Consider the following 13,282-nt stretch of genomic DNA (forward strand, 5'->3'; position numbering starts at 1 on the left):
ATACCCATGCACAGCACGCGCGAATACAACTTTGACGGCCTGGTCGGCCCATCGCATAACTATGCGGGACTCTCGTTCGGCAACGTGGCCTCGTTCAGCAATGTGAAAAGCGCTTCGAATCCGAAGCAGGCCGCCTTGCAGGGCCTGGCCAAGATGCGCGCGCTGGCTGCGCGCGGTTTTGCGCAAGCCTTGCTGCCGCCGCAGGACCGGCCCAATTTCCGCCTGCTGCGCAGTATCGGTTTCACGGGTAGCGACGCCGAAGTGCTGGCGCGTGCCTACAAGGAGTCGCCGGTGATCCTGGCGTGCGCGTATTCCGCTTCGCCCATGTGGACCGCCAACGCCGCCACCGTCAGCCCGTCGGCCGACACGCAGGATGGCCGCGTGCATTTTACGGCCGCCAACCTGAATAACAAATTGCACCGCGCGTTCGAGCACGGACAATCGGCCCGCAGCCTGCGCGCCATTTTCAAGGACGAACAGCACTTTGCCGTGCACGATGCGCTGCCATCGACGCCTGCCTTTGGCGACGAAGGCGCGGCCAACCATACGCGCCTTGGCGCGTCCCACGGCGCGCCATCGGTGGAACTGTTTGTGTATGGCCGCGTGGAGTTCGACCCGTCGGCGCCGTCGCCGAAACGCTATCCTGCCCGCCAGACCCTGGAAGCATCGCAAGCCGTGGCGCGTTTGCATGGCCTTGATACGAAGCGTACCGTCTACGTGCAGCAAAATCCCGACGTGATCGACCAGGGCGTATTCCATAACGACGTGATCGCCGTCGGCAATGGCAATGTGCTGTTCTACCATGAGCAGGCGTTTGCCGATGAAGAAGCCAGCCTGTCGCAGCTGCACCGCGCCGTGGCGGCCACTGGCGCCGAACTGCAGGCGCTGCGCGTGGACACGGGCCAGGTGCCGATCGCGGACGCCGTCAGCAGTTATCTGTTCAACAGCCAGCTGTTGACCAAGGACGATGGCAAGATGGCGCTGGTGATTCCGCAGGAATGCCAGGAAAACAAGGCTGTCTCGCGTTATCTGGACGGCCTGGTGGCCAGCGGCGGGCCGGTCGATGAATTGATCCATTTTGATCTGCGCCAGAGCATGCGCAATGGCGGTGGCCCAGCGTGCCTGCGCCTGCGTGTGGCGCTGACGGAAACAGAAGCGCGCGCCATGCACCAGGGCGTGATCATGACGGAAACGCTGTACCATCGCCTGGTGGCCTGGGTCGAGCAGCATTACCGCGATCACCTGGAACCGAGCGACCTGGCCGATCCACAACTGGCGCTGGAAGTGCATGCGGCGCTTGAAGAATTGACGATCATCCTCAACTTACCGGGATTGTATGATTTGTAGGCGATAGAAAAAAACAGAAGAAATCAGGGACAGACTATTCGTAGCACAGACAGAATTGGACGGGCGACCCCCGTCTCTTAACAGCGCTGCCGCCCAGCCACAAGCCCGAACGACAGCGTTGGACATTCACATGACCGTAATGGAGATGCAAGATGAATCAAACGCCACAAGATTTGCGCACACAAACGCTGGAGCTGGTGACTAAGGCCGGCAATGCGGCCGCACCGGTTGTACAACTGGTACAAGCCTGGCTCGACTCGCTCGACGCCGAAGACCTGGCCGATATCGCGCCCGAAAGCCTGGCGCCCGTACTGGTCGACGGCTTCACGCAGGCAGCGCAGCGCACCGGCAGTGGCTGCCAAATCGCGACCTTGCGCTATGCCGATGGCCGTGGCGGCACGGCGAGCGCCTTGCTGATCCTGAACCAGGACATGCCTTACCTGGTCGACTCCATCGTCATGGCCATGCGCCGCCAGCACCTGGCCGTGCGCGGCGTGATGAATACCGTGCTGCCGGTGCGCCGCGCGGCCGACGGCAAGGTGGAAGCCGTGCGCCAGGCTGGCGATCCGCTCGAATCGTATGTACTGTGTTTGCTCGATGAAGAATTGTCGCCAGAAGCCTTGGCTGCGCTGGTTGCCGCAATCGATCTGGTGGCGCGTGACGCCGCCATCGTGCGCCGCGATGCCGGCGCCATGAGCGATCGCCTGGCGTCTGTCGCCGCTGCCCAGCATGGTGAAGAAGGCGCGGAGGTGGCGGCCTTCCTGGAGTGGGCGCGCGGCGGTGGTTTCGAAGTCTTCGGTTATGCCTATTACCGCGTCAAGCCGGGCGTGCGCGAACTGGAACGCGATATCCCCAGCCGCGTCGGCGTGCTGCAGGATACAGCCCACCCCGTCTACGGCAGCTGCCTGGCGAATATTCCCGGCGATTTCGATACCCTCTCCAAGCGCGAGTCGGCGCTGTCCATCGTCAAGGCCGACGTGGCCGGTACCTTGCATCGCGACCAGCAGCTGGACTTCATCGGCGTGCGCGACACCGATGCGCAAGGAGCGATTTTGGGCGAGCATTGCTTCGTCGGCTTGTTTACCCGCGCCGGCAATTCCACCCCGCTGGCGGCGCTGCCATTTGCACGCGGCCGCGTGGCCAAGGTATTGAGCCTGGCCGGCGTGCGCCAGCAAGGCTTCCGCGCTGAAAAATTCCGTGAAATCCTTGAATCGCTGCCGCGCACCGAAGCGCTGGAAGCAGACCTCGACTGGCTGGCGCAAGTGTGCGGCGCCGTCGTCTCGCTGTACAAGCAGCCACGCACCAAGGTCTTTGCGCGCCGCGACGTGTATGCGCGCCACCTGAACGTGCTGGTTTACCTGCCGCGCGAGCGCTATAGCGCCAGTGTCGCCTCCAGCCTGGCCAAGGCCCTGCAACGCAGCTCGGGCGCGACCCACGTCAGCACGCAAACGCTGGTGGCCGACGGTCCGCTGGCGCGCGTTTACCTGATCGCCCACGCGGCGCGCTACCCGCTGGACCTGGAAACGGATATCGAACAACCGCTGCTGGGCGTGCTCGATGGCTGGCACAATGGTTTCTCTGCCGTCGCCGACGCCGTGCCCGACGTGGCGCTGCGCACCCGCTTGCGCAAACTGTGCGCCACCTTGCCGCTCGATTATGTGGCCGCCACCGCGCCCGCCGTGGCGGTGCGCGACCTCGACACCATCTTGCGCAATGGCGATCCGGCGCATATTTCGGCGCGCATCGAGACGGGCGACATCACGACTATCCGCCTGTACTCGGCCAACAGAGTGCCATCGCTGTCGACCATCTTGCCAGCGCTGCATAACGCAGGCGTGGCGATCGACCGCGAACAAACCTATTCAATTTCGTCCAGCGATGGCACGCGCTACTACGTCACCAGCCTGACGGTCGATGCCGCCAGCGCCGCCAAACTGGCGCAGCCGGAGGTCGTGGCCGTGGCGCAGGAATTGTTTGCCGCCCTGTTCAACGATAGCGCCGAAGACGGCCGCCTGAATGGCCTGGTCATCGAAGGCGGCTTGTCGACGCGCGAAGTGCAGCTGGTGCGCGCTTATACGAGCTACTGGCGCCAGACGGGCAGCCGCTTCTCGGTGCGCTACATTGCTGAAAGCCTGCGCAAGCAACCGGCCCACGTCAAGGCTTTGGTCGACGCTTTCCTGCAGCGCTTCAATCCTGCGCTGCCGGGCGAGCAGCACGCCGCTGCGCTGGCGTCGCTGGCTACCATCAAGGCTGGCCTGCCATCGATCAACCATGCAGATACCGAAGAAATCCTCGGCGCGCTGGCCGATTTGATGAGCGCCACCTTGCGTACCAACTACTTCCAGAATGATCAACAAGGCGACAAGATCATCTTCAAGTTCGACACCAGCAGCCTGGCGCTGGTGCCGGAACCGCGTCCTTACCGTGAAATCTTTGTCTTCTCGCGCCGCTTCGAAGGCGTGCACCTGCGCGGCGGCCCGGTCGCGCGTGGCGGCTTGCGCTGGTCTGACCGCATGGAAGACTACCGCACCGAAGTACTGGGTCTGGTGAAAGCCCAGATGGTGAAAAATGCCGTCATCGTGCCAGCCGGCGCCAAGGGCGGTTTTGTCTGCAAGATGATGCCGCAGGACGCCGTGCGTGAAACCATCGCGGCCGAAGGCGAAGCCGTCTACCGCCTGTTCATTTCCAGCCTGCTGGAAGTGACCGACAACCGTTCCTTGGGCAATATCGTGCCCCCAAGCGACACGGTCTGCTTCGATGAAGCCGACCCTTACCTGGTGGTGGCGGCCGACAAGGGCACGGCGACCTTCTCCGATATCGCCAACGGCATCGCCGTGCAGCGCGGTTTCTGGCTGGGCGACGCATTTGCCTCGGGTGGTTCGAACGGTTACGACCACAAGAAACTGGGCATCACGGCCAAGGGCGCATTCGAAGCGGTGAAACGCCACTTCTATGAAATGGACCACAACCTGAACACCACCCCGATCACCATGGTCGGCGTGGGCGACATGTCGGGCGACGTGTTCGGCAACGGCGTGCTGCTGTCGCGCCAGCTGAAACTGGTGGCCGCATTCGATCACCGCCATATCTTCCTTGATCCGACACCGGACGTCGCCGTCTCGTTTGCAGAACGCGCGCGCCTGTTTGCCTTGCCGCGTTCTTCGTGGGACGACTACAACAAGGAGCTGATCTCCGCTGGCGGTGGCGTGTACCCACGTTCGGCGCGCACGATCGCGCTGTCGCCGGAAATCCGCGCTGCGCTCGATATCAGCGAAACCTCGCTGGCGCCCGAAGAACTGATGCACCGCATCCTGAAGGCGCCGGTGGACCTGTTCTACAACGGTGGTATCGGTACTTATATCAAGGCGTCCACGGAAAGCCACGCGCAAGTGAAAGACCGTGCGAATGACCATATCCGCGTCAACGGCAATGAGCTGCGCGTGAAAGTGGTGGCCGAAGGCGGCAACCTCGGCGCGACCCAGGCGGGCCGTATCGAGTTCGCGCTGGCGGGCGGCCGTATCTTTACCGATGCGATCGACAACTCGGCCGGCGTGGATTGCTCGGACCATGAAGTCAACGTGAAGATCTGGCTGGACGTGGAAGTCAACGCCGGCAAGCTGTCCGAAGCGGACCGCAACCGCGAGCTGTATGCGATGACGGACGACGTGGAACGCCTGGTCTTGCGCGACAACACGCAGCAGACGCATTTGCTGGTGCGCGAACTGCAGGCGCAAAGCGAAAGCGCGGTGCAGGATGGCTACGCTGCCCTGATCGCCAGCCTGGAAGAAGAGGGCGCCCTGTCGCGCGAGCTGGAGCAGCTGCCATCGGTGGCTGAACTGGCACGCCGCAAGCTGGACAACCGTGGCTTGACCACGCCGGAACTGGCGGTGGTGATCGCCAACGTGAAGAACCGCTACAAGCGCATCCTCTCCAGCCTGCCGTTGACGGATGAAACCTGGGCCGCGCCAGTCCTCACGCCATACTTCCCATCGTTGCTGGTGGCGACCCGTTCTGCGCTCGATCACCCGCTGGCCAACGCCATTCTGGCGACCGTGCTGGCCAACGAAGTGGTCAACCGCTGCGGTCCATTGATGCTGCGCGAGCTGGCGGCAGAACATGGCGTGGAAGAGTCGTCCGTGATCCTGGCCTGGGGCCAGGCCTGGGTGGCCTTGAACCTGGCGCCCGTGTTTGATGCGCTCGATGCGGACGCCTTGACGATTCCACGCGCCGTGTCGATCAAGGTCGATGCACAAACGCGCGCGCTGCAGCAAACCATGATCGCCGGCGTGCTGGCGATTCCGGCCGAACAATTGCGTGGCGCCGGCCTGGCTGAGCTGACCCGTCTGTTTGGTGCGGAAGCCAAGCGTGACTTGCTCAAGGCCGTCGGCATCAAGTCCGAGGCTGCGCTGGTGCCAGGCTTGAACCCGGCCTTCGTGCAAGCGTGGGATGCGGTCGATGCGCTGGAAGTCGTTGCCGGTTTCCTGTTCCCTGCGCTGTCGGTGCAACGTCCGGCCTCGATGGACCTGGCGGCCTTTTTGCAAGTGGGCCTGGCCCTGCGCAGCCAGGCCGGTATCGATACCCTGGAGCGTGGTTTGAAGCTGGCTGCGTCCGGTAAATCGCAGGAACAGTTGCGCAGCTATGCGCAGCAAGCCCTGCGCCGCACCCAGCAGCGTCTGTTGACGCAGGTGCTGGCCAGTGCTGGCGCTGGTAACGCAAGCCAGGCTGTCGATGCGGTGACCGGTGCGCTGGGTTTGTCGGCGTATGTGGCGGCGACGGAGCTGGAGCAAGCGATGCTGGACGTCTGGACCTTGTCCGAGGCGGTCAATAAAGTCACGACGGAAGCGGCCGTGTAATGACGCAAGACGCTTTTGAAGGTGCACAGTCTGGCAGCTTGCCGCCGGCCGTGCAGGCGCTGGCCGAAGCAGACTTCAGCGCCGTGGCGCGGCTGTTTGCCGACGCCGGCTTCGCCGTGGCCCTGCCGGCACCGGGCATGCTGCAGGTTAAGCATGCCAGCGCCGATCTGAACCGCGCCAGCGTGGCGGTCTCGGTCGGCGTGCATGGCGACGAGACGGGGCCGATCGAAGTGCTGGCCTATTTGCTCGATGCCCTGTCGCGCGATGCGTCTGCGCTGGCCGTCGACTTGCTCGTTTGCGTGGGCAATGTCGATGCGATCCGGGCTGGCAAGCGTTTTATCGATGCCGACTTGAACCGCATGTTCCGTCCCGTGCGTGGTTCGCTGGCCAGCGCGGCGGAAGCAGCGCGTGCCGACGACATGATCGCCGCCACCAGCGCGTTTTTCAACGGGGCCGGTCCCGTACGCTGGCACCTGGATCTGCACACGGCCATACGGCCTTCCGTGTATCCCACGTTTGCCATCGTGCCAGACCTGGTGCCGGACGTGGCCAAGGCACAGCTGATCGACTGGCTGGGCCAGGCGGCCATCGGCGCCATCATCATGAATCCGCAGTCGGCTGGCACTTACAGCTATTACTCGGCCGAGCATTTTGGCGCAGCCGCCAGCACAGTGGAACTGGGCCGCGTGGGCACTTTGGGACAGAATGATTTGTCGCTGTTCGATGAAGTGTCGCGATCGCTCGATGGCTTGCTGCGCGGCGCCCCTGCGCAGCCCATCAAGGCGGCTCCCCATGTGTTCAAGGTGGCGCAGGAAATCATCAAGCATAGCGATGATTTCCGCATGGCTTTTGACCGCAACACGCAAAATTTCACCTCTTTACCGCAGCATGCGCTGATCGCCAGCGATGGTGATGTGACTTATACGGTCAAGCATGCGGAAGAGCTGGTGGTATTCCCGAATCCTGACGTGCGCGTGGGCTTGCGTGCAGGCTTGATGGTGGTGCGCGTTTCCTGATTTTCTTGCGTTTGATTGGCACATGGCGCCGGCCGGGGTAACCCGCCCGGCGCTTTTTCATGGCAAAAATGCTTTTTGGAAATAATTGTGCATCAGTCAATCGTGCGTGGTTTAGAATATTTCTCTTTTGAAAACTTCCAAATTCATCATGTTGAAACGCTTATTGACTGCACTCCTGTGCCTGACCCTTTCCAGCCTGGTGGCGGCGGCCCCGCCTGAGGAGGCCGCGCCTGCAAAGACCATGACTGCCGAGCAGTTTTTAGCGCAGCTACACTTCCAGCGCGGCAAGATTACCTTGCCTGGCGGCATAGCCACCCTCGACTTGCCTGCCAATTTCCGTTATCTGTCGCCGACGGACGCCGAGAGCGTGCTGGTCGATGCCTGGGGCAATCCACCTGGCTTCCATTCCTTGGGCATGATCGTGCCTGCCGGCATTAGCGTACTCGAGCGCGAAAGCTGGGGTGTCATTGTCACCTATGAAAAGGAAGGCCATATCAAGGATGACGATGCAGACAGCATCAAGTACGACGAGCTGCTGAAGGATATGCAGGCGTCCGTGTTGGACGGTAACGCCGAGCGCAAGAAGCAGGGCTACCCCGGCATGCAACTGGTGGGTTGGGCGGAAAAGCCCAGTTATGAGAAACAGTCGCACAAGCTGTACTGGGCCAAGGACCTGAAGATCGATAGTGGCGAACATTCGCTCAATTACAACGTGCGCGTGCTGGGCCGCGAAGGCGTACTGAATTTGAATGCGATTGCCAGTATTCAACAGATCGAGGCTATCAAGAAGGAAATGAAGCAGGTGACGGGCTTTACGGAATTTACGGAAGGCAACCGCTATACGGATTTCGACAGCAAGACAGACAAGGTGGCCGAGTATGGCCTGGCGGCACTGGTGGCTGGTGGCGTGGCCAGCAAGCTGGGATTGTTTGGCAAATTGCTGGCGCTGCTGCTGGCCTTCAAAAAGGCCTTGATACTGATTGTGGTCGGTGCGGGTGCGGCCATCGTCAAATTCTTTGGCAGCATCTTCAAGAAGAAACAGCCAGTCCAGCCTGAACAGCGTGAGCAGCCTGTACGGGAAGACAAGGTCAACCTGGACAAGTAAGCGCGCGTGCCTGTGCACATGGTGTCGGGTACACTGGCTCATCATCAATTCTGAGGAGTCAGCCATGTCCGTATCCATGTATCAGGCAACCGTCCCCGTATTTATCCGTGGCTTGCGCGTGGTATCAAACTTGCTGGAAAAGGCGCAATCGCATGTCGAAGAAGGGGGCATCGTGCCCGAGATCGTATTGGGTGCGCAGCTGGCGCCCGATATGCTGGACTTGACGGCGCAGGTGCAGCGCGCCAGCGATACCTCAAAACTGTCCATCGAGCGCCTGAGCGGCGTGGCCGCACCCAAGTTCGAAGATAACGAAGTCTCGTTCGAGCAATTGCAGGAACGGATCGCCAACACCATTGCGTATATCGAGAGTGTCAATGCAGGCCAGCTGGCCGGCAGCGCCCAGCGCGAGGTGGTGCTGAACTGGAGCGATGAAGGCAAGAAGTTCTCGGGCGACGATTACCTGCTCAGCTTTGCCTTGCCCAACTTCTATTTCCACGTATCTATCATCCACGCCATCCTGCGCAGCAATGGCGTGGCGATCGGCAAGCTGGACTTTTTAGGTCCTTACGACTGACCTTCAAAAACCGTAGCGAGCGGCAACGAGTTGTGGCTGAGAAGCGCACCCGTGCGGAGGCACGGGGAGCATCGCAGGCAGCAAATCGCGCCGCGCAGTAGGTTTTTAACGCTGCGGTTGTTGCACTTCGTTCTGCACAGCATTGCCCAGCATGCCGCCGCCGATCACACCGGCAACCGTCGCCAGCGCCTTGCCGCGGCCACCGCCGACGTGGTTGCCCAGCAAGCCACCGATGACGGCGCCAGCGCCAATGCCCACATAATTCGGTTGTGCCGGCGCTTGTGCCTGCACTGGCTGCTGCTGGCGCACCGGTTCGCGGTAGCCATTGTCATCGTTATAGACAGGGGCTTGCGCCACTTGCGTATGGTGGACTACTCTTTTGTGTACCACTGGCGCTGGTTCGGGTGCCACTTGCGCGACCACTGGCGCCGCGACAGGCGCTGGCATTGGCGCCGCCAGTGCCGAGGCGCTGGCCGGTGTCATGGCGGCCACGTCGGCAGGAATGGCTGAGGCTGGCGCGGTGGCGCTATGCGAACTAGGCAGCCAGCCGGCCATGGCGGCGACGCCGACCAGGCTGGCGACGATGACGGAAACGGCAGCGCCGGCCACCAGTGGGTGGATGCGGCTGGCGGTAGCGGTGGTGGCGACGGTGGTATTCATATGCTTTCCTCGGGTGTTGTTGTTATTGATGTGCTCAGATTAACGGTACTGTTTCCGCCAAGCTAGGTGCGCGCCTGTATCAGACGTAAGCAGGTGTAAGTTCCTGCGCTCCCACCAGCTTTGATAAAGCGCAGTAAAATCAAGCCTCCCCCATGCCGGAGTCATCCATGAGCCAGTTATTCACGCCCTACGCCCTCGGGCCCTTGCCGGTGGTCAACCGCATTGCCATCGCGCCCATGTGCCAGTATTCGGCCGAAAATGGCAACGCCACCGATTGGCATATGATCCACCTGGGCCACTTGGCGCTGTCCGGTGCGGGCTTGCTGATGACGGAAGCGACGGCTGTTTCACCGGAGGGGCGCATCTCGGCCGATGACCTGGGCTTATGGTCGGACGCCAACCAGGCTGCCTTGGGCAAAGTAGTACAGGCGATCCGCCGCCACTCGACTATGCCATTGATCGTGCAACTGGGCCATGCTGGCCGCAAGGCGTCGAGCCGCGCGCCATGGCAGGGCGGCGCTTGCGTACATTTGTCCGAGGGGGGCTGGCAAACGGTGGCGCCGTCGGCGATAGCCCATGCACCTGGCGAAACGGTGCCCATCGCGCTCGACGAAATGGGCTTGCTGCAAGTAAAGGGCGCTTTCGTTGCCGCCGCGCAGCGCGTGCAGGCGCTGGGCATCGAAGGCATCGAATTGCATGCTGCCCATGGTTATCTGCTGCATCAGTTTCTTTCACCGCTATCCAATCATCGCAGCGATGCCTATGGCGGTAGCCTGGAAAACCGCATGCGTTTCCCGCTGGAAGTGCTGGAAGCCGTGCGTGCGGCCGTGCCGGCCAGCGTGGCGGTGGGCGTACGCATTTCCGCCACCGACTGGGTAGACGGTGGCTGGGAGATCGAACAAAGTGTCCGTTTTACGCAAGAGGCCAAACGCCTGGGCGCTGATTTCATTCATGTTTCCAGCGGCGGTATTTCGCCGCAGCAGAAAATACCGCTGAGTCCTGGCTATCAGGTGGCGTTTGCCGAACGCATCAAGCGCGATGCGGGTTTGCCCACCATCAGCGTGGGCTTGATCACGGAAGCGCAGCAAGCCGAAGATATTATCGCCGGTGGCCAATCCGATATGGTGGCGCTGGCCCGCGCCATTTTGTTCGACCCGCGCTGGCCCTGGCATGCCGCTGCCCAGCTGGGTGCACAGGTGCAGGCGCCACCGCAATACTGGCGCTCGCAGCCCCGCGAATTGAAAGACCTGTTCGGCGACACGACCCTGGGCCAGCGGTGAACGGGCCAGCTCTGCTACACTAATGTTTCTTTACTTCATACTTTCAGGACGAATCGACATGCGCCATTGATACTGCCGTGCTGTGCACGGCCCAGCCCTTCCCGCCAGCACTAGCTGCTGTACGGGTTCGCTTGCCTTGTACCAGGAGTATTCATGTCTGCAGTATTACAACTCGACCGTCTTTCCCACGTCTTGCCCGATGGCAGGACTTTGTTTTCCGATCTGCAATTTACGTTTGCCCCACACCGTATCGGCCTGGTCGGCGATAACGGCGTGGGCAAGAGTGTGCTGGGCCGTTTGCTGGCGGGCCAGCATGGCGGCATGCATTATGTGCCGCAAGATCTGGCCCCTGAACATTACCCAACGGTTGCGGCCCTGGCTGGCGTAGCCACTGTGCTGGCCGCGCTGTCACGTATCGCTGACGGTTCGCTTGATCCTGACGATTACGCGCTGGTGGGCGATCGCTGGGATGCCGCGACCCGCTTGCGGCAGGCGCTCGACGAGATTGACTTGCCTCATGTCGGCCCTGATACCGCTACGGTGAATCTCAGCGGTGGCGAACGCCAGCGCATTGCCCTGCAAGGAGCATGGTTGTCGCAGGCCGATTGGCTGCTGCTTGATGAACCGAGCAACCATCTCGATGCGCAGCAGCGTGGCCGCCTGCTGGCGCAGATGGGGCGCTGGCCGCGTGGCTTGCTATTGATCAGCCACGACCGCAGCCTGCTGGTCCATGTGGACGAGATCGTTGAATTGTCGGCCCAGGGCTTGCGCAGCTACGGCGGCAATTACGATTTTTACGCGCAGCAGCGGGCGCTGGAGCAGGCCGGTTTTGCCGTTGCCTTGCAGTCGGAAAAAGCTGGCGCCCGCCGCGCCCGGCGCGAAGCGCAGCAGCAGGCGGAACGCCAGCAAAAAAGAGTGAGCCGCGGTGAGCGGGAAGGGCGGGAAGGCAATCAAAGCAAGCTGCTGCTGGACGCGAAAAAGGAAAAAAGCCAGGCTAGCCAGGGCCGGCTGCGGCTGCGCGCGCAGCAAGCAGAGCAAGAGCGCCGCATCAAAGTAATGGAGGCCAGTGCCCGCTGTGCGCCGGATGCTGAGCGCTTGCTGCTGGCGCCCGACAGTGTGGTGCCGAACGGCAAGCTGATGTTGGAGTTGTCTGATCTCGTCTTGCCGCATGGATCAACGCAGCCTTTGAACCTGATACTCAGCGGTCCGTGCCGGCTGGCCGTGAGGGGAGACAATGGCAGCGGCAAATCGACCTTGCTGCGCGTGATCGCCGGGCAACTGGCGCCAGCCAGTGGCGAGCTGCGTTGTCATGCGCGGCTGGCCTGGCTGGACCAGCATGCGGGCGGCTCTGATGGCGGCTTGAGCGCTATTGCGCGCCTGCAAGCACGCAATAGCCTCCTCAGTGAAGGTGAATTGCGCACGCGGCTGGCGCTGCTGGGTATCAACGGTGCGCGCGCCACCGTGCCCAGCCGTTTGCTCAGTGGCGGCGAGCGCATGAAAGTGGCGCTGGCGGCGGAACTGTACGCGCAGGCTCCGCCGCAACTGTTATTGCTCGATGAACCCGATAACCACCTGGACCTGGCCAGCTTGCAAGCCTTGGCCCAAATGCTGCGCTTATACCGGGGCGCCTTGCTGGTGGTGTCGCACGACCAGGCATTCTTGCAGGAATTGCTACTCGATGATGGGAGTATCCATTTATTGAAATAACAATTTAATCAAAAAATTAAGCTGTTATAAAGCAACAGTATGATGCGTGTATACGTGCTGGATACGCTTTGATTATCGGTATAATCCACTGAATAACCGAATCTATTTGTGAACTAAAACTGGCGGTTCACCAATATGATGTTATTTAGTATTGTACGGTTGTCATTTATATTGTTTCTTGGAGAAATAGCATGTCGTTTTACGAAAAACTCAAAGCCCTCAACATCGAATTGCCAGTCGTTGCCGCGCCAGCTGCCGCGTATGTGATGCATGCGCGCACGGGCAACACCGTGTTCCTGTCCGGCCACCTGGCCAAGAAGGATGGCAAGATCTGGGTCGGCCAATTGGGCAAGGACGTGACCACCGAAGAAGGCAAAGTGGCCGCCCGCGGCATCGCGATTGAATTGATCGCTACCCTGCAAGACGCTTGCGGCGGCGACCTGAACAAAGTCAAACGCATCGTCAAGGTCATGAGCCTGGTCAATTCCACCTCCACATTCACGGAACAGCACCTGGTTACCAACGGCGCTTCGGAACTGTTCGTGGAAGTGTTCGGCGACAGCGGCAAGCATGCCCGTTCCGCTTTTGGCGTAGCGCAAATCCCATTGGGTGCATGCGTTGAGATCGAACTGATCGCTGAATTGGCTGAATAAGTACATATCTGACCTGACGGTCTGACTACGCGCCGGCGATCACCCGCCGGCCAGCCGCCCATTCTCCCCTGCAAGAGCGGAACCGCC

Annotated in this window: 9 protein-coding genes; 8 read left to right on the top strand and 1 reads right to left on the bottom strand. The window is 61.4% G+C overall.

Annotation, left to right across the window (positions count from 1 at the left end; translation table 11 throughout):
* Positions 1-6: 6 nt before the first annotated feature.
* The 5 genes from astB (at position 7) to HDE75_RS23120 (ending at position 8,895) form a co-directional block, all read left to right on the top strand.
* Positions 7-1,347, top strand: a complete 1,341-nt coding sequence (gene astB, locus HDE75_RS23100) for an N-succinylarginine dihydrolase (protein WP_183681520.1) — start codon at positions 7-9, stop codon at positions 1,345-1,347.
* A 152-nt stretch (positions 1,348-1,499) separates the two neighbouring features.
* Positions 1,500-6,200 carry an NAD-glutamate dehydrogenase domain-containing protein gene (locus tag HDE75_RS23105; RefSeq protein WP_183681517.1) on the top strand — a complete coding sequence of 1,567 codons (4,701 nt, stop codon included), beginning with the start codon at positions 1,500-1,502 and terminating at the stop codon, positions 6,198-6,200.
* On the top strand, positions 6,200-7,216 hold the full coding sequence (locus HDE75_RS23110; protein WP_183681514.1) for a succinylglutamate desuccinylase: 1,017 nt from the start codon (positions 6,200-6,202) through the stop codon (positions 7,214-7,216). Before HDE75_RS23105 ends, HDE75_RS23110 begins: the two co-directional genes overlap by 1 nt.
* Positions 7,217-7,379: 163 nt before the next feature.
* The gene (locus HDE75_RS23115; RefSeq protein WP_260174312.1) at positions 7,380-8,321 is read left to right on the top strand and encodes a DUF2167 domain-containing protein; all 942 of its coding nucleotides are present in this window, start codon (positions 7,380-7,382) and stop codon (positions 8,319-8,321) included.
* A 64-nt stretch (positions 8,322-8,385) separates the two neighbouring features.
* On the top strand, positions 8,386-8,895 hold the full coding sequence (locus HDE75_RS23120) for a DUF1993 domain-containing protein (protein WP_183681511.1): 510 nt from the start codon (positions 8,386-8,388) through the stop codon (positions 8,893-8,895).
* A gap of 105 nt (positions 8,896-9,000) precedes the next feature.
* Here HDE75_RS23120 and HDE75_RS23125 read toward each other — a convergent pair whose 3' ends face one another.
* Positions 9,001-9,555 carry a glycine zipper 2TM domain-containing protein gene (locus HDE75_RS23125; RefSeq protein WP_183681509.1) on the bottom strand — a complete coding sequence of 185 codons (555 nt, stop codon included), beginning with the start codon at positions 9,553-9,555 and terminating at the stop codon, positions 9,001-9,003.
* A gap of 167 nt (positions 9,556-9,722) precedes the next feature.
* Between HDE75_RS23125 and HDE75_RS23130 the strand changes: the two genes are divergently transcribed.
* The 3 genes from HDE75_RS23130 (at position 9,723) to HDE75_RS23140 (ending at position 13,195) form a co-directional block, all read left to right on the top strand.
* Positions 9,723-10,835, top strand: coding sequence for an NADH:flavin oxidoreductase/NADH oxidase (locus tag HDE75_RS23130; RefSeq protein WP_183681506.1), 1,113 nt, complete (start codon positions 9,723-9,725; stop codon positions 10,833-10,835).
* 153 nt (positions 10,836-10,988) lie between these two features.
* The gene (locus tag HDE75_RS23135; RefSeq protein WP_183681503.1) at positions 10,989-12,542 is read left to right on the top strand and encodes an ATP-binding cassette domain-containing protein; all 1,554 of its coding nucleotides are present in this window, start codon (positions 10,989-10,991) and stop codon (positions 12,540-12,542) included.
* Positions 12,543-12,733: 191 nt separating this feature from the next.
* Complete coding sequence (locus HDE75_RS23140; protein WP_183681500.1) at positions 12,734-13,195, top strand: RidA family protein; 462 nt, start codon at positions 12,734-12,736, stop codon at positions 13,193-13,195.
* Positions 13,196-13,282: the final 87 nt, after the last annotated feature.

The sequence above is a fragment of the Janthinobacterium silvisoli genome, from assembly GCF_014200725.1.
Taxonomy (GTDB): domain Bacteria; phylum Pseudomonadota; class Gammaproteobacteria; order Burkholderiales; family Burkholderiaceae_D; genus Janthinobacterium.